Below are 16,352 nucleotides of genomic sequence, written 5' to 3'. Positions count from 1 at the left end.
GAGCAGCCGGAGGGGCTTCGGTTCTAGAGGAACGACGGCACCGCGGAGGGGTGGGTGCTCTGGGCACCCCGGTGCACCACCCCATCCTGAACGTCCAGGGTGACCACCTCCCCCATGCGCAGTTCGAGGGTGGCATTGGCCACGCCCACGATCACGGGCACGCCCAGCCGCTCGCCGATCACGGCCGCATGGCTCTGGCGACCCTCCTCCTCGGCGATCACCCCCCGGGCCTTGCGAATCGCCTCCAGATAGGCGGCGCTCGTTTCGCGCACCACCAGGATCTCACCGGGCTCAAGACGGGCCGCCTCCTCAGGAGTGCTGGCCAGGCGCACCTTGCCGCTGATCGTGCCGCTGCCGATGCCGACTCCGCGGCCCATCACGGCCGAGACGATGCCCACCTTGACCAGATCGGTGGAGCCGCTCACCCCCTCCAGGGTGCCGGCGGTCTGAACCACCAGATCGCCGGCGCTCAGCAGACCCAGCTCCTTGGCAGCGGCCATGGCCACGCTGAAGGTGCGGCTGCTGCTCGGCTCATCGTGGATCAGCAGCGGGTTGACCCCCCACACCAGCTGCAGCTGGCGGGCCACGGTGACGTCGGAGGTGATCGCCAGGATGGGCGTGCTGGGGCGAAACTTGCTGACGCTGCGGGCCGTGGAGCCGGTCTTGGTGAGGGGCAGGATCGCGGCGGCGTTGAGCTGGCGGGCGATGCTGCTGACCGCCTGACAGATGGCGTTGGGGATGGTGGTGGCCATGTGGCTGTCCAGCACCCGCTGGGGGTAGTCGCGCTCGATACGGCGGGCGATCTGATCCATGGTGGCCACGGCCTCCACGGGATAGTCGCCCACGGCGGTCTCGTTGGAGAGCATCACCGCATCGGTGCCGTCGAGGATGGCGTTGGCCACATCGCTCACCTCGGCCCGGGTGGGCCGCGGGCAGGAGGCCATCGAATCCAGCATCTGGGTGGCCGTGATGATCGGAATGCCGAGGCTGTTGGCCTTGCGGATCAGCTCCTTCTGCAGCAGCGGCACCTCCTCGGCGGGCATCTCCACCCCGAGGTCCCCGCGGGCCACCATCACCCCGTCGCAGAGGGGCAGGATGGCGTCGATGGCATCGATGGCCTCGAACTTCTCGATCTTGGCCACCACCGGGGTGTTGTGGCCCTGGCTGCGGATCAGCTCGCGGATCTCCAGCATGTCGGAGGGGTTGCGCACGAAGCTGAGGGCCACCCAGTCGACCCCCTGCTGCAGCCCGAAGCTGAGGTCGCGGCGGTCCTTGGGGGTCAGGGCCCGGATCGACAGCTGCACGTCGGGGAAGTTGACCCCCTTGTTGTTGGAGAGCACGCCACCCACGGTGACCCTGCACTTCAGGGTCTGTTCGGGGCCGTCGACCTCCACCACCACCATCTCCACCCGGCCGTCATCGAGCAGGATCCGGCTGCCGTTGGTCACCTCATCCGCCAGGCGCTCGTAGGTCACCGTGGCGATCGTGTTGTCGCAGTTGACGGCGCGGGAGGTGAGCGCGAAGGGGTCCCCCTTGGCCAGGGTGATCGGACCGGCCTGGAAGCGTCCCAGACGGATCTTGGGGCCCTGGAGATCCTGAAGGATGCCGATGTGCACGCCCAGTTCGTGGGCCACCTGGCGGATGGTGGCGATCCGATCGGCGTGGTCGCTGTGATCGCCGTGGGAGAAGTTGAGACGGAAGGTGGTGGCCCCGGCGGCGATCAGCTGCCGCAGCACCTCGGGCGACTCGGTGGCCGGACCGATCGTGGCCACGATCTTTGTGCGACGCATGAGATCGTGAGGGGCCATTGGACGACCTTGTACAAGGGCGGAAACTACCATCCGGACTTGCCCGGAGCGAGCTTGAAATGGACTTTCAGGACTACCAGCGACGCTCCCGTGAGACGGCGCGCTACCCGGATGTGGGCGCCAACATTCTTTACCCCACGCTGGGATTGTGCGGCGAGGCCGGCGAAGTGGCCGACAAGGTCAAGAAGGTGCTGCGGGATCGGGGCGGCGACTTCGGCCCCGAGGTCCGCGACGACCTGCGGCTGGAGCTGGGCGACGTGCTCTGGTACGTGGCCCAGCTGGCCACGGAACTGGGGCTGGATCTCGACGAGGTGGCCGGCGCCAACCTGGCCAAGCTGGCCAGCCGCGCGGACCGTAACGTGATCGGAGGCAGCGGCGATCGGCGGTGAAGCAGCGAGGATTCGCCCGGACCACCCTGGCCCGACGGCTGGCAGGTCTGCTCCTGGGACTGCTGATGCTGCTGGGCGCCCCCGCCCTGGCGGCCGCCACCGATCTGAAGGTGTCAGAGGTGGTGGTAGAGCCCTGTCCCGCCGACGACCTGGGCACTCAGCCGGAGCTGGCCCGCCCCAGTGGGGCCAGCTGCTGGGCCCTGCGGGGTGTGGTGGTGAACCCCGGAGCCAAGCCCGTGATGGACACCGATGTGTTCGGCCTGATCCTCGATGCCAGCGGTGAACCGGTGCTGCCGAACCGCACCCGGGTGGGTTCGATCGGCGACGTGCCGCCCGGCAGCTCGAGCTTTGCCCTGCGCCTGGCCGTGCCTGCTGGCACGCCCGGCCCCCTCGGCACCCGCAGCGTCAAGGCGAGGGGCTTCAGCGCGCCGGTGCGCACCCGGGCCGGGGCGGACGATGAACTCCTGCCGCTGGAAGAGGCCCTGGGCGCCTCCGAAGACCCGTCCGCTCAGTAGGGGAGGCCGCCCGAGAGGGTGGCGATCGAGGCCCCCAACAGGCTCTGGGCCAGCTGCAGGGCGATGAAGGCCACCAGCGCCGACAGGTCGATGCCGCCAAGCGGTGGAATCAGGCCGCGGAAGGCGTTCAGGTAGGGGTCGGTGATGGCGCTGACGCTGGAGAGCACGGGGTTGCTCCAGTCGAGGTTGGGGAACCAGCTCAGCAGCACCCGGACCAGCAGCACCAGGAGGTAGATGCTGAGGGTCTGGGCCAGCACCTGGAGCAGAAAGACGAAGATGTTCATGGAAAGGGTCGAGGGGTGGGCTGCAACCGCCAGCCAACTCTATGGATCCAGTTCATCCTCGGGCGTCGGCGGGCTCGCGTCTGTCTCGGCGGCCGCCAGGCGCGACCCCAGGGCCGCCAGGTCGTCGGCCTTCAGGGAGAAGGTGCGATGGAACTTCTCACTCAGGCTGAGCCAGTAGGAGCGGCCGTCGCTCTGGCGTCGGCGCTCGATGAAGTCCTGGGCCAGCAGTTCCTTGATGTGCTCGTAGGCCCCGGAGCCGCGCAGCTCCACCAGCTCCGACTGCAGCAGACGCTTTTTGAGGGCGATGGTGGCCAGGGTGCGCAGGGCGGCGATGGAGAGATCCACCGGCAGCAGGTTCTGCACCAGATCCCCCAGGCCCGCCCGCAGCTGCAGCGCGTAGCGCTGTCCCTCCTGATGAATCTCCAGGGCCGTGTCCCGGTGGGCGTAGTCGGCCATCAGGGTGATCAGGGCCAGCTCGGCCGCGTCCCGCTCGATGCCGGCGATGGTGGCCAGTTCCCCCAGCTCCAGCGGCCGCCCCTTGAGATAAAGGATGGCCTCCAGCCGGGCTGGCAGGGACAGGCCGCAGAAGGGTTCGGGATCAGCCATGGGGAAGGGCGGCAGGGCGTGGCAGAAGGCTGTAGCCCACTTCCCCCAGGAACAGCCGGTAGGCCGGGTTGTGGGTCTCCTCCCAGTGCTGGTACGGGAGATCGGCGAGGAAGGCCTGCCAGTCCTCCAGCTCCGAGGGCGGCACCTGCACCCCCACCACGATGCGCCCGACGTCGGCGCCGTGGTTGCGGTAGTGAAAGATGCTGATGTTCCAGTTGGGGTGCAGGGCGTTCACGAACGCCATCAGGGCCCCGGGCCGTTCCGGGAACACGAAGCGGTAGAGCCGCTCTTCTCCCTGGTTCAGGGCCGCCCCGGCGCTGGCCGGCAGCCGTCCCCCCACCATGTGGCAGAGGTGCAGCTTGGCCAGCTCGTCGCCGCTCAGGTCGAGGCAAGGAAACCCGTGGGCCTCCAGGGCCTCCATCAGCTGGCGGGTGTCCTGGTGGCCGCTGATCTGGACCCCCACGAAGATGTGGGCCAGCTGGGGGTCGGCCAGGCGGTAGCTGAACTCGGTGAGGCTGCGCTGGCCGAGGACAGCGCAGAAGCGCGCCAGGCTGCCGGGTTGCTCCGGGATCTCCACCGCCAGCAGGGCTTCGCGCTCCTCGCCCAGCTCGGCCCGTTCCGCCACGAAGGCCAGACGGTCGAAGTTCATGTTGGCGCCGCAGGCCACCGCCACCAGGGTCCGGTCCCGCAGCTGACGCTGGGCCACGTCCTTCTTCATGCCAGCCACCGAGAGGGCGCCCGCCGGCTCCAGGATCGAGCGGGTGTCCTCGAAGACGTCCTTGATGGCGGCGCAGATCTCATCGGTGTCCACTGTGACCATGCGATCGACGCAGCGCTGGGCCAGGGCAAAGGTGTGCTCACCCACCTGTCGCACGGCCACGCCGTCGGCGAACAGGCCCACCTGGTCGAGCCGGACCCGCCGCCCCGCTGCCAACGAACGGGTCATGGCATCGGCATCGCTCGGCTCGACGCCCACCACCTCCACCTGGGGCCAGAGGCTCTTGACGTAGGCGCCGATGCCGGCGATCAGCCCGCCACCGCCCACCGCCACGTAGATGGCATCGGGGGGATCGGAGCACTGGCGCAGGATCTCCAGACCGATCGTGCCCTGGCCGGCGATCACATCCGGGTCATCGAAGGGATGGATGAAGGTGAGTCCGCGCAGCCGCTGCAGGCGGTGGGCTTCCTCGCAGGCCTCGTCGTAGGTGTCGCCATGCAGCACGACTTCGGCGCCGCGGGCCGCCACCGAACGCACCTTCATCTCCGGAGTGGTGACGGGCATCACGATCACCGCGGTGCAGCCCAGCCGCTGGGCCGCCAGGGCCACCCCCTGGGCGTGGTTGCCGGCACTGGCGGCGATCACCCCCCGGTCGAGCTCGGCCCGCTCCAGGCCGACCATCTTGTTGTAGGCGCCGCGCAGCTTGAAGCTGAACACGGGCTGGAGATCCTCCCTTTTCAGCAGCACCTGGTTGAGAAGCCGGCGGGAGAGGTTGGGGGCGGGATCGAGGGGGGATTCGATCGCCACGTCGTACACCCGGGCCCGCAGGATCCGCTGCAGGTAAGCGGTTGCCTCGGGAAAGGCGTCGTCGTGGGCGGCCAAAGTCATGGCCCCAGTGTCGCAACCCGACCCTGGAACGGTGGCGTTCGCCGCCGTGGGTTGGAGCGAACCCCGTAGATTGGCCACCTGGAAGCAAGGAAGGGCATGCATCTGAGCGAGCTGAGCCATCCGAATCAGCTGCACGGCCTGAGCACGGCAGAACTCGAGGCCATGGCCCGCCAGATCCGCGAGAAGCACCTGGAGGTGGTGGCCACCAGTGGTGGGCACCTGGGTCCGGGGCTCGGGGTCGTCGAACTCACCCTCGCCCTGTACCAGACCCTCGACCTCGACCACGACCGGGTGGTGTGGGACGTGGGCCACCAGGCCTATCCCCACAAGCTGGTCACGGGCCGCTACAAGGATTTCCATACCCTGCGCCAGAAGGGCGGCGTGGCGGGCTATCTGAAGCGCAGCGAGAGCCGCTTCGACCACTTCGGTGCCGGCCACGCCTCCACCAGCATCTCGGCCGCCCTGGGCATGGCCCTGGCCCGTGACAGCCGCGGTGAAGATTTCAAATGTGTCGCCGTGATCGGCGATGGTGCCCTCACCGGCGGCATGGCCCTGGAGGCCATCAACCATGCGGGCCACCTGCCGCACACCAAGCTGCTGGTGGTGCTGAACGACAACGACATGTCGATCTCAGCGCCGGTTGGGGCCCTCTCCACCCACCTCAACCGCATGCGGCTCAGCAAGCCGGTGCAGTTTCTCTCCGGCAGCGCCGAGGAGGCGGTGAAGCACCTCCCCTTCCTGCACGGGGAACTGCCCACCGAGCTCAAGACACTCAAAGAGAGCATGAAACGGCTCGCGGTTCCCAAGGTGGGGGCCGTGTTCGAAGAGCTGGGCTTCACCTACGTCGGACCGATCGACGGCCACGACATCCCCGAGATGGTGCGCACCTTCCAGGCGGCGCACCGCTGCGATGGTCCGGTGCTGGTGCATGTGGCCACCACCAAAGGCAAGGGCTACCCCTACGCCGAAGCCGATCAGGTGGGGTACCACGCCCAGTCCGCCTTCGATCTGGCCACCGGTAAGGCCTACCCGTCCAGCAAGCCCAAACCGCCCAGCTGGAGCAAGGTCTTCGGCCAGACCCTCATCAAGATCTGCGAACAGGATCCCAGGGTGGTCGGCATCACCGCCGCCATGGCCACCGGCACCGGGCTGGATCTGCTGGAGAAAGCGCTCCCCGGGCAGTATTTCGATGTGGGCATCGCCGAGCAGCACGCCGTCACGATGGCGGCGGGCATGGCCTGCGAAGGTCTGCGGCCGGTGGTGGCGATCTACAGCACCTTCCTGCAGCGGGCCTACGACCAGCTCATCCATGACGTCGGCATCCAGAAGCTGCCTGTCACCTTCGTTCTCGATCGGGCCGGCATCGTCGGCGCTGATGGTCCCACCCACCAGGGCCAGTACGACATCAGCTATCTGCGGGCCGTCCCCAACTTCACGGTGATGGCTCCGAAGGACGAGGCCGAACTGCAACGCATGCTGGTCACCTCGATCGCCCATGACGGCCCCTGCGCCATCCGCATCCCCCGGGGCGAAGGCGAAGGGGTGCCGCTGATGGACGAGGGCTGGCAGCCCCTGGAGATCGGCCGCGGTGAGCTGCTCACCGACGGCGACGATGTGTTGATCGTGGCTTACGGCGCCATGGTGGCCCCTGCCATGGCCACCGCCGGTCTGCTCCAGGAGAAGGGCCTCCGGGCCGCCGTCGTGAACGCCCGTTTCCTGCGGCCCCTTGACGAGGCCCTGATCCTGCCCCTGGCGCGGCGCATCGGCCGGGTCGTGACGATGGAGGAAGGCGCCCTGCCCGGTGGCTTCGGGGCGGCGGTGGTGGAATCCCTCAACGACCACGACCTGCCCGTGCCGGTGCTGCGCATCGGCATCCCTGACGTCCTGGTGGACCACGCCAGCCCTGACCAGAGCAAGGAAAGCCTGGGCCTGACCCCTGCCCAGATGGCCGATCGCATCTACGAGCGTTTCGGCCCTGTGTTCCGCGCCACCGTCCCCACCGCCCTTGCCGTCTGAGTCCTCCCTCCACTGCCAGGTGCTGGTGGTGGGGGCCGGTCCGGCCGGCGGAGATCTGGCCCGGCGTCTTGCCTTTCAGGGCGTCGATGTCATCCTGGTCGACCGCCTCACCGACCTGAACCGCTCCGCCTTCAGCAGCGCCGCCCTGCCGATCGCGTCCATGCAGGTCTTCGGCCTGCCGGCGGAGGTGGTGGGCAGCCGCTGGCGGCAGTGGCAGCTGATCGGTCCTGGCAGCGCCACCCGCTCCTGGGCCTCCCCCCAGCCCCTCGGAGTGGTGCTCGATTTCGGCGCTCTACGCCGCTGGCAGGCCGACCAGTGCCTGCGCTGGGGCGGTCGGGTTGCTCTGGGACTCCAGGCCTGCTGCAGCCACCAGGAGGGCGAGCGGATGGTGACCCTGCTGCGCCGCGCCGATGGCACCCTGCTGCGCGTCAGCAGCGACTGGACCGTGGATGCCAGCGGCCAGGCCCGGGCCCTGCTGGGGGATCCGCCACCGGCCCAGCGCCCGCGGGATGGGCTGGTGCGGGCCGCCGGCCTGGAATGGCTGTTGCAGGTTTCCCTTACCTGCTGGGAACGCTGGGCTGATCGGCTCAGTTTCTGCCTCGGCAGCGACTGGGTGCCACAGGGCTATGGCTGGATCTTTCCGATGCAGCCGGGCGTGCTGAAGCTCGGGGTGTGCCGGCTGGTGGATCCCCAGCGCCAGCAGCCTCCCCTGGGGCGGCTGATCACGGAGCTGGGCCGGCGGCTGTTGCCTGGCGAGGTCTTCAAGGTCCTGGACCGCCATGGCGGTCTGGTGCGCAGCACCATCCGCCGCCGCGAACCCCATCAACGGGGCCGGTTGGTGGGCCTGGGCGATGCGGTCAGCACCGCCAACCTGCTGGGCGGTGAAGGCATCCGTCACGCCCTCACCAGCAGCGCCGTGTTGGCTCCCTTGCTGCAAGAGGCCCTGGCGGCCTCAGGTGCTTCAACCTCGGCACAGCAGGCGCTGCAGGACTATGCGCCCCAACTGAGGCGAGCCCTGGGCTGGCGCTGGTCACTCAGCGGCCGGCTGGCGCGACGCACCTGGCTGGGCCTGCACGAAGCGAAGGCCGATGGCCGTCTCGACCAGGTGCTGCGGGGGCTGGACGGTTGCAGGGCGGAGGATCTCTCGGCCCTGCTGTTCGGCTATCGCTTCGAGCGCTACGGCCTCAGGGCCATGCCGTACCTGCTCGGCTGGCGCTGAAGTCCAGCCGGCGCCGGAACCTCAGAGGACGCCGCGGGAGGCCAGACCCAAGATCGCGCCCATGCCGAGGATGTGTCCCAGGCTGGTGGTGCCGAGCATGGCGCCGTGGCTGAAACCGCCGAAGAAGGAATTGTTGGGAAGCTGCAGACCCACGTTCTGCTGCTGGATGGTGGCCTTGCCGATGGCGATGGCGATGACGTTGCACACGATCATGACCAGGGCCACCTTGGGAGACCAGCTGATCGACGCGGGAGCCATGGCCAGGAGGGGAGCGATCATGATGCACTTGCTGACGCCCCATCTTCCGGGTCAGCGGGAGCTGCGCCCCGCCCCCTTAAGACTTGTTCACCTGCGAGTGGTGGCTCCTGCCGGGGACGAAATCCCAGCAGCACCACCAGGTTGCTGAGGGTCAGGAAGGCTTCGGCGCCACCGTGGAGGGGATCCACGTCCGCCAGCTGACGGCCGAAGGCCTGCTGGGCCACCACGGCAGCGACGATCGTGACCGCCACGAACAGCAGCGTCAGCTGGAAGCCGCGTAAGGCCAGGCGCGGAAACGCCCGCACCTTCTGCGCCCACCACAGAAAGGCCAGGTAGGGCAGGAGCGAGAGCACGAAGAACGGTGCCGGATCCACACCGCCGAGGCGCTCAAACCAGTCGGCCAGGGGCAGGCTCACGGGCGGCCTTCCTCTGAAGCCAGCCGCTGCAGACGCAGCAGGTTCCAGGCGGCCAGGGCCAGGGCCCCGTTACCCAGGGCGGTGAGACCGGCCTGCAACACCACCAACCCCTTGAGGGCCTCGCTGTTGTCGAACAGATGCCATGTGCAGGCCGCCATGGCACTCACGAGGGCCGGCACCATGGCCAGGGCCAGCCAGCGCCAGCCCCCTTCCCGCCGCAGGCGACCGTAGGCCTGCACGGCCAGGATCGCCAGCCCCCACTCGAGCACCGACGTGATGTGGATCCACCAGGTGGGCAGCGACAGCGCGTGCATGGGCAAGGCCTGGTGTGATCCGTAATGTACGGAGCCGGAATCACCGCTGTGTCGGATGCGTGCTCTGATCTGCGGCTACTACGGGGAGCACAACCTTGGCGATGACGCCCTGCTGCAGGTGTTGCTGGGCCAGTTGCCGGCCGGTTGCGTTCCGCTGGTCACGGCCCACGACCAGGATCTGGTGCGCGACCGTTTCGGGGTGGAGACCACCGACCGCCGCCGGCTGGCTGGGGTGATCGCGGCTCTCGGCCGGTGTCAGGCCCTGGTGCTCGGCGGCGGCAGCCTGCTGCAGGACACCACCAGCTTTCAGAGCCTCCTTTACTACGGCGCCCTGATGCTCGCGGCCCGGCTCCGGGGCCAACCCGTGATCCTGTGGGGCCAGGGACTGGGTCCCCTGCGCCGCCGCCGCAGCCGTGCCCTGGTGCGGCGCTTGCTGCCCCTGGCGACGGCGATCAGCTGGCGGGACGCCGCGTCTGCCGCCCAGGCAAGGGCCTGGGGGGTGGAGGCGTCCGTCGGCAGTGATCCGGTCTGGGCACTGCCGGCCCAGCCCTGGAGTGGCCGCGGTGGCCCGATCGTGCTCTGCTTCCGGCCGGTGCAGCAGCTGAGCGGTGCAGCCTGGATCCCCTACCTGCAGGCCCTCGAGCGGCTGGCGGTGGCGGCCGATCGGGAGGTGCTCTGGCTGCCCTTCCATCAGGATCAGGACCGGGGTCTGCTGGCGCGTCTGATCCAGCAGGATCTGCTGGGCGCGGCTCTCGCCAGCCGCAGCCGGGAACTGGCGGTGCAGACGCCCGAAGACGCCATGGACGCCTTCCGTCAGGCGGGCCTGGTGCTGGCCATGCGCCTGCATGGCTTGATCCTGGCCGCCCTGGCCGGCAGCCCCTGCGCCGCCCTCAGCTACGACCCCAAAGTGGCCGCTGCGGCGGCGGGGATCGGTTGTCCCTGCCAGGAGCTCGAAGCCCCCACCGATGGCCATCTCCAGGCCACCTGGGCCGCCGTGCTCGACACGCCGCCTCAGGCCGCTGGCATCGCGGCCCTGCAACGCAGCAGCCAGGTGCACCGGGAGGTGCTGGCGGCCCTGCAGGCCTGAGTCCCGCCCGGCTGGGGCGATTCAGTCGGACCGCAGCAGCTCAGCCTGGTCGATGCGCCGCCCCTGGCTGTCCCAGGCGTCGATGCGCAACCGGTCGCCGGTGGCGCTCAGTTCGGCGAAGCCGTAGGTGCTCAGGGCCCGGGCGGTGTTGGCGTTGGGCAGCACGGCCCGCAGCTGGGCGCCGCCGTTGCCCACCGTGAGGTAGGTGGTGCCATCGATCGGGCGGGTGCGCTCGTAGTGGTGGTCGTGGCCATTGATGTAGAGCTGCACGCCGTAGCGGCGGAACAGGGGCGCGAGCCTGGCGATGGCGGCCGGATCATCGCCATAAAAGCCGGCCGAGCGCATCGGGTGGTGCCCCACCACCACCTTCCAGGGGGCCGTGCTGACGGCCAGGGCCTGCTGCAGCCAGGGTCGCTGATGTTGCCAGGGGGCGTTGACGTTGGTGTCCAGCAGAAAGAACTGCACCGGGCCGCGCCGCAGGGTGTACCAGCGGCCCTTCATGCCGAAGGGCTTGTAGGCGATCTGCTGGTCGCCGTTGGCGGTGCGGATGTCGTGGTTGCCGAGCACCGCGTGGAAGGGCACTCCGGCCTGCAGCAGGGCGCTGTATGGCCGCCGGAAGGTGGTCTCCACCAGCGCCAGGTCGCCGGAGGGGTAGATGTTGTCGCCTGCCAGGAGCACCAGATCCACCGGCGTGCGCCGATGGACGTCGCCCATGCGCTGGCCCACGGCCCGCTGGTGGGCATTACCGCTGCCGCTGTCGCCGGTGGCCAGGACGTGCAGGCGTTCCGCGGAGGGGTTGCCATGGCCCGGCGCGGCCAGCAGCGGCAGCCCGATGGCGGCGGCTGCGAACAGGCCCAGAAGCTGTCGGCGCTGGATCACTGGCCCGTTCCCCCCTGAAGCCGGGACAGCTCCGCCAGCACCTCATGGCTGTGGCCGGAGGGCCTGACCGCCACCCAGTTGGCCCGCAGCACGCCGTCCGGGTCGATCAGGAAGGTGTGGCGTGCTGAGAAGGGGGCCTGCCAGGAGCCGTAGCGACGACTGACGCCACCGCCGGGATCGGAGAGCAGCGGATAGGCCAGGCCTTCGCTGCCACAGAACGAAAGATGGGCCTCGGCGTCATCGGCACTGACTCCCACCACTTCAGCATTCCTCGCGCGGAAGCTGGCCAGGTCGCGCTGGAAGCCGCGGGCCTCAAGCGTGCAGCCGCTGGTGAAATCCTTGGGGTAGAAATAAAGGACCAGCCAGCGACCGCGAAAATCAGCCGTGGACAGGTGGGTCGTTCGCACGGCCCCGTCAGTGCCAGGAGCCACACCGTCCAGATCAACGGCCGGAGCTGGCTTGCCGATGTCCGGCAAGGTGCCACCCATGGCAGTGGCTTGCTGCGGACGGATCAGCAGGCCGATGGCCGCAAGAAACGTTCCGCCTAAAAACGCGCGTCGCTCCACGAGCTTGCCTGCATCGAGACTGGACCCTAGCGATGCTGGCTGTGCAGCCCGGCGACTCAGATCTTGGCCAGATTGACACCCAGTTCCTTGGCGTAGGCACCAAGGCCCTTTTTCTGGATGGTTTTCAGGGCCTTGGTGGACACCCGCAGCTTGATGAAACGCTTGCCCTCGGCCCACCACAGCCGCCGTTCCTGCAGGTTCACCTGCTGCAGCTTCTTGGTGCGCACGTGGGAATGGCTGACGGCCATGCCGTTGTTGGCGCGCTTGCCGGTGAGCTGACAGACCCGGGACATGACGTTGTGACGACGGTGGACGATGCAGGCCTGAGCCAGCTAGAGAGCTTAACAAATGGTGCCCAACCACACCTGCGGGCCGATCAGGCAGCGAGCCTGGCGCCGCTTTCGGTATCGAACCAGAGCTCATGCTGCCGCTGCCAGCCCAGGCGCGGTTCTTGGGGCATCGGCGCCTCCGGCGCGGTGAGCACCCGCAGGGTGCCCCACTGGCTGTCGAACCAGAGGAGTTGCTGGTGGCCCCACCACTCCCGGCGTAACAGCCTGGCCGCGAGGGCCCCGTCGTCGCCCAGGCGCAGGTGCTCGGGCCGCAGGCCGAGCTGACGCCCGGGTTCGATCGTCAGCAGGTTGATCGCCGGCCTCCCCAGGAAGGCGGCGACGAATCGGTTGGCGGGGTTGGTGTAGAGCTCCCTGGGGCTGCCCACCTGCTGCAGCCGACCGGCGTCGAGCAGGGCGATGCGGTCGGCCATGCCCACGGCCTCCTGCTGGTCGTGGGTGACGTAGATCACCGGCTGCTCGCGGCCGCACAGCAGCCGGCGCAGTTCCGGCCGCAGGTCCTCCCGCAGCTGGGCATCGAGGTTGCTCATCGGCTCATCGAGCAGCACGATCCGTGGTTGGCGCAGCAACGCCCGGGCCAGGGCCACCCGCTGGCGCTGGCCGCCGGAGAGCTGGGCGGGCCGCCGCTGGCGCAGTTCGCCCAGCTGGAGCAGTTCAAGGGTGGCATCGATGCGCCGCTGGCGCTCCCGGCGGGCCATGCCGCGCACCTTCAGGCCCAGGTCGAGGTTGCCCTCGACACTCAGGTGGGGGTAGAGGGCATAGCTCTGGAACACCATCGCCACCTGCCGTTCACCCGGGCTTCGGCCGCTGAGATCCACCCCGTCCAGCAGCACCTGTCCGCCGCTGGCCGGATCCAGCCCCGCCACCAGGCGCAGGGTGGTGGATTTGCCGCAGCCACTGGGTCCGAGCAGGGCGACGCATTCGCCGGGGGCGACCTGCAGGTCGAGGCGATCCAGCAGGCACCGACCGCCCACCTCCCGGCCCAGCTGCCGCAGTTCCAGACCGGCGCCGGAGCGGGAGCTCATCCCTTCACCGCCCCGCGGGTGAGTCCCGAGACGATCGACCTCTGGGCCAGCAGCACCAGCAGCAGCAGGGGCAGGCTGCCCAGAACGGTGGCAGCGGCGAAGGCTCCGTAGGGGATGGTGAACACCGAGCCCCCCCCGATCCGGGCAATGGCGATCGGCAGGGTGAGCAGATCACTGCGGCTGATCCAGGTGAGGGCAATGGCGTACTCGTTCCAGCTGGCCAGGAACACCAGGACGGCGGTACTGGCCAGGGCCGGCCCCAGCAGGGGCAGCAGCACGAAGCGGAGCCGTTGCCCCAGCCCCAGCCCCTCGAGTCGCGCCGCATCCTCCAGTTCCCCGGGAAGGTCGGCGAAGGCGGCCCGCAGCAGCAGAACCGCCAGGGGCAGCGACAGGGCTGTGTACGGCAGGCTGAGGGTGAGCAGGTTGTTGGCCAGGCCGAAGCTGCGGGCGATCTCCAGCAGCGCCAGAAACAGCAGCACGGTGGGGAACATGGCCGCCGCCACCAGAGCCAGGCCCACCCCCCAGCGCAAGGGGCCGCGTTCTTTGTGCAAGCCGTAGGCGCAGGGCACCGCCAGCAGCAGGGTGAGCAGGGTGGTGGCCAGCCCCACCAGGGTGCTGTTGGCCAGGTACCGCCAGAAAGGGGGGTCTCCGGAGAGCACCAGCTGGTAGTTGGCCAGCGTCCAGGGGTTGCCTTCGAGCAGCGGCGCCACCAGGGCCTCCGGGCGCAGCAGGGAGGTGCGCAGCTGCCAGAGCAGGGGACCCAGGCTCCAGAGCAGAACGAGCAGCCTCATGCCGCCCGCTCCGTGGTGCGCTCCAGGCCGTGGCGCCGCAGCAGCAGCCAGCCGCCACCCAGGGACACCAGCAACAGCAGGAAGGTGGCGAGCATGACGGTGCTGGCGTAGCCGAAGTCGAGGAACCGCATCGCATTGAGATAGGCGTAGAGGGCCAGGCTCTCGGTGCTGCCGGCCGGCCCGCCGCCCGTGAGCACCTGGATCAGGTCAAACACGCCCAGGGCCTGGGCGAGCCGGAACAACAGCGCCAGGGTGAGGTAGGGCACCAGCAGGGGCAGGGTGAGGCGGCGCAGGATCTGGAAGCGGCTGGCCCCCTCCAGGCGCAGGGCTTCCTCCAGATCCGCCGGAATGGTCTGCAGTCCTGCCAGCAGCAGCAGGGCCACGAACGGCATGGTCTTCCAGACATCCGCCAGCACCACGAAGAACCAGGTGGTGGCCGGGGTGGAGAGGAAGCCGTAGCTGCTGCCGCCCAGGGAGTGGATGGCGGCGTTGAGCGGACCGTGGGGATCGTTGAGGATCCAGCGCCAGCCCAGGGCCATCACCGTGGTGGGCAGGGCCCAGGGCAGCAGGGTCAGGGCCCGCAGAGCTCCCCGACCCCGCAGGGGGCGGTGCAGCAGCAGGGCGAGGGCGAGGCCCCCCAGCAGTTCCAGGATCACCGAGCAGAGGGCGAAGCGCAGGGTCTGGCCCGCATCCGTCCAGAACCGGGCGTCATCGAGCAGCCGCCCCCAGTTGGCGCCACCATTCGGAACGGGCACGAGGCCGGTGAGCACCGAGCTGGCCTGCAGGCTCAGCCAGCCGTAGCGCAGCATGGGGTAGAGGAACACCGCCGCCAGCAGCAGCAAGGCCGGCAGCATCAACAGCAGGGTGACCGTGCGGGATTTCATGGGTTTGCCGATCCATTCCCCGGGGGACCGGCCAGGGAGCGCAGCACCTGCAGGCTCTGGCGCTGGGCGGTGGCCATGGTCTGGTCGGGCCCCGCCTGGCCGGTGAGCATGCCGTTCACCTGACGGGCCAGCAGGTCGCTGAGCTGTGCATAGGCCGGCGTGGGCGGCCGCAGCTGGGGATGCTGCAGGGCCTGGCGCTGCACCGCCAGCAGCGGAGCGCGGCGCTGCAGGTCCGGGTCGTCATAGAGCCGGCTCCAGGTGGGGGCGTAGCCCTGCTCAAGGGCCAGCTGGCGCTGCACCTCCGGGCTGGTGAGCCAGCGGATCACGGCCACCGCCTCCTCAGGATGGGGGCTGCCCTTGATCAGGGACAGCCCCCAGGTGCCCAGGGTGCCCCCTCCCTGCTCCCCCGGGGCGCCCACCATCGCGGTGACGCCCACCTTGCCTTTCACCGGCCCCTCGCCCTTCTCGATCTCCCGCCAGGCGTAGGGCCAGTTGCGCAGAAAGGCGGCCTCACCGGCGGCAAAGGACTGCAGGGCATCGTTCTCGGCGTAATTGGCCACTGCCCTGGGGCTCACCCCATCGCGCAGCAGGCCATCCAGCCAGGCGGCGGCCGCCACGGCCTGGGGAGTGTCCAGCTCCGTGCGTGCTGTGGCGTCATCCCACCAGCGGGCGCCGAAGCCCTGCAGCATCTCCACCATCACGCAGCTCAGCCCCTCGTACTGGCGCCCCTGCCAGAGGTAGCCCCAGCGCACCCTGCCGCGGCGCTGCAGGTCGCGGGAGATGGCAACCAACTCCGCCGTGTCCCGGGGCGGGCGTGGCATCAGATCGGTGCGCCAGTAAAGCAGGCCAGTGTCGCCGGTGAGGGGCATGCGCCAGAGGTGCTCGCCCAGGCCATTGCCCAGGCGGGCGCCGGGCTCCATGGCCGCCAGCAGCTCCGGGCCGAACCAGCGCTCCAACGGCACGAACCAGCCGGCGGCCACGTACTTCGGCAGCCAGCTGACATCCACCAGCAGCAGATCGAACGGGGCCTCCCCCAGCAGCAGGCTGCTGATGGCCAGATCGGAGATGGTCTCGGTGTCCAGGGGGCCGCGAATCACCTCCACCGCCACCCCGGAGCCGCTGCTGTTGAAGCGCGCCACCGGGCCCGCCACCGCATCGGCCAGGGGGGCGGGCATCAGCACCCGGATCGGCACCGGCTCTGCCGCGACCGCCTGCACCGCCCTCTGGCCGCTGGCGGAGAACAGCACCAGCAGAAGGACCGCCAGCAGACCCACAACGGCGGGCTGCCGCCGCAGGCTGGAGAAAGGGGGGCGGGCCGCCATGGGCCAACGTTACGCGGCCC

At 69.4% G+C, this 16,352-nt stretch carries 19 protein-coding genes; 5 read left to right on the top strand and 14 right to left on the bottom strand.

From position 1 onward, the window contains the following. Positions 1-23 precede the first annotated feature (23 nt). On the bottom strand, positions 24-1,808 hold the full coding sequence (gene pyk, locus KUG43_RS10480; protein WP_216908771.1) for a pyruvate kinase: 1,785 nt from the start codon (positions 1,806-1,808) through the stop codon (positions 24-26). Positions 1,809-1,867: 59 nt separating this feature from the next. Here pyk and KUG43_RS10475 point away from each other — a divergent pair, with 59 nt between their 5' ends. After that, the gene (locus tag KUG43_RS10475) at positions 1,868-2,197 is read left to right on the top strand and encodes a nucleoside triphosphate pyrophosphohydrolase family protein (protein ID WP_216908769.1); all 330 of its coding nucleotides are present in this window, start codon (positions 1,868-1,870) and stop codon (positions 2,195-2,197) included. A gap of 65 nt (positions 2,198-2,262) precedes the next feature. Then, positions 2,263-2,712, top strand: coding sequence for a hypothetical protein (locus KUG43_RS10470; protein ID WP_216909064.1), 450 nt, complete (start codon positions 2,263-2,265; stop codon positions 2,710-2,712). Here KUG43_RS10470 and KUG43_RS10465 read toward each other — a convergent pair. The 3 genes from KUG43_RS10465 to ilvA are packed head-to-tail and all read right to left on the bottom strand — an operon-like array spanning position 2,706 to position 5,208. Further along, on the bottom strand, positions 2,706-2,996 hold the full coding sequence (locus tag KUG43_RS10465) for a YggT family protein (RefSeq protein WP_216908767.1): 291 nt from the start codon (positions 2,994-2,996) through the stop codon (positions 2,706-2,708). The two genes, KUG43_RS10470 and KUG43_RS10465, sit on opposite strands and share 7 nt — an antisense overlap. A 39-nt stretch (positions 2,997-3,035) precedes the next feature. Further along, positions 3,036-3,602: an SMC-Scp complex subunit ScpB gene (gene scpB, locus KUG43_RS10460; RefSeq protein WP_216908765.1), complete on the bottom strand. Its 567-nt coding sequence runs from the start codon at positions 3,600-3,602 to the stop codon at positions 3,036-3,038. Beyond that, entirely contained in the window at positions 3,595-5,208 is a 1,614-nt protein-coding gene (gene ilvA / locus KUG43_RS10455; RefSeq protein WP_216908763.1) for a threonine ammonia-lyase, biosynthetic, read from the bottom strand. Before ilvA ends, scpB begins: the two co-directional genes overlap by 8 nt. 96 nt (positions 5,209-5,304) lie before the next feature. On the opposite strand from ilvA, the gene dxs reads away from it, so the two are divergent. Both dxs and KUG43_RS10445 read left to right on the top strand, forming a co-directional pair. After that, a complete protein-coding gene (gene dxs / locus KUG43_RS10450; protein WP_216908761.1) occupies positions 5,305-7,224 on the top strand; it encodes a 1-deoxy-D-xylulose-5-phosphate synthase in 1,920 nt (639 codons plus the stop codon). Beyond that, positions 7,214-8,443, top strand: coding sequence for an FAD-dependent monooxygenase (locus KUG43_RS10445; protein WP_216908759.1), 1,230 nt, complete (start codon positions 7,214-7,216; stop codon positions 8,441-8,443). Before dxs ends, KUG43_RS10445 begins: the two co-directional genes overlap by 11 nt. Positions 8,444-8,464: 21 nt before the next feature. On the opposite strand, the gene psaK is transcribed toward KUG43_RS10445, so the two are convergent. From psaK to KUG43_RS10430, 3 genes are read right to left on the bottom strand one after another with little or no spacing between them, the layout of a single operon-like run. Continuing rightward, on the bottom strand, positions 8,465-8,722 hold the full coding sequence (gene psaK, locus KUG43_RS10440) for a photosystem I reaction center subunit PsaK (RefSeq protein ID WP_216908757.1): 258 nt from the start codon (positions 8,720-8,722) through the stop codon (positions 8,465-8,467). Continuing rightward, positions 8,719-9,117 (bottom strand): DUF3593 domain-containing protein, encoded by a 399-nt coding sequence (locus tag KUG43_RS10435; protein WP_216908755.1) that lies wholly within the window; start codon positions 9,115-9,117, stop codon positions 8,719-8,721. Before KUG43_RS10435 ends, psaK begins: the two co-directional genes overlap by 4 nt. Next, positions 9,114-9,431 carry a DUF2499 domain-containing protein gene (locus KUG43_RS10430; RefSeq protein WP_216908753.1) on the bottom strand — a complete coding sequence of 106 codons (318 nt, stop codon included), beginning with the start codon at positions 9,429-9,431 and terminating at the stop codon, positions 9,114-9,116. The genes KUG43_RS10435 and KUG43_RS10430 overlap by 4 nt, the downstream gene beginning before the upstream one ends. A 55-nt stretch (positions 9,432-9,486) precedes the next feature. On the opposite strand from KUG43_RS10430, the gene csaB reads away from it, so the two are divergent. Then, entirely contained in the window at positions 9,487-10,518 is a 1,032-nt protein-coding gene (gene csaB, locus KUG43_RS10425) for a polysaccharide pyruvyl transferase CsaB (RefSeq protein ID WP_216908751.1), read from the top strand. A gap of 21 nt (positions 10,519-10,539) precedes the next feature. Here csaB and KUG43_RS10420 read toward each other — a convergent pair whose 3' ends face one another. From KUG43_RS10420 to KUG43_RS10390, 7 genes are all read right to left on the bottom strand, one after another. Next, entirely contained in the window at positions 10,540-11,397 is an 858-nt protein-coding gene (locus KUG43_RS10420) for a metallophosphoesterase (RefSeq protein WP_353618000.1), read from the bottom strand. Then, a complete protein-coding gene (locus tag KUG43_RS10415) occupies positions 11,394-11,963 on the bottom strand; it encodes a peroxiredoxin (RefSeq protein WP_502988601.1) in 570 nt (189 codons plus the stop codon). The genes KUG43_RS10420 and KUG43_RS10415 overlap by 4 nt, the downstream gene beginning before the upstream one ends. Before the next feature lie 56 nt (positions 11,964-12,019). Further along, positions 12,020-12,256 carry a 50S ribosomal protein L28 gene (gene rpmB, locus KUG43_RS10410; RefSeq protein ID WP_216903196.1) on the bottom strand — a complete coding sequence of 79 codons (237 nt, stop codon included), beginning with the start codon at positions 12,254-12,256 and terminating at the stop codon, positions 12,020-12,022. Between the two features lie 83 nt (positions 12,257-12,339). Beyond that, entirely contained in the window at positions 12,340-13,335 is a 996-nt protein-coding gene (locus KUG43_RS10405) for an ABC transporter ATP-binding protein (protein WP_216908747.1), read from the bottom strand. Continuing rightward, positions 13,332-14,126, bottom strand: coding sequence for a carbohydrate ABC transporter permease (locus KUG43_RS10400; protein ID WP_216908745.1), 795 nt, complete (start codon positions 14,124-14,126; stop codon positions 13,332-13,334). The genes KUG43_RS10405 and KUG43_RS10400 overlap by 4 nt, the downstream gene beginning before the upstream one ends. After that, positions 14,123-15,010: a carbohydrate ABC transporter permease gene (locus tag KUG43_RS10395; RefSeq protein ID WP_216908743.1), complete on the bottom strand. Its 888-nt coding sequence runs from the start codon at positions 15,008-15,010 to the stop codon at positions 14,123-14,125. The genes KUG43_RS10400 and KUG43_RS10395 overlap by 4 nt, the downstream gene beginning before the upstream one ends. Beyond that, complete coding sequence (locus tag KUG43_RS10390) at positions 15,007-16,332, bottom strand: extracellular solute-binding protein (RefSeq protein WP_216908741.1); 1,326 nt, start codon at positions 16,330-16,332, stop codon at positions 15,007-15,009. Before KUG43_RS10390 ends, KUG43_RS10395 begins: the two co-directional genes overlap by 4 nt. Positions 16,333-16,352 lie beyond the last annotated feature (20 nt).

It is taken from the genome of Synechococcus sp. CCY 0621, from assembly GCF_019038465.1.
GTDB lineage: Bacteria > Cyanobacteriota > Cyanobacteriia > PCC-6307 > Cyanobiaceae > Cyanobium.
Note: the sequence above shows the minus strand (reverse complement) of the source record. Positions and strands in the feature narration are given on the sequence as shown.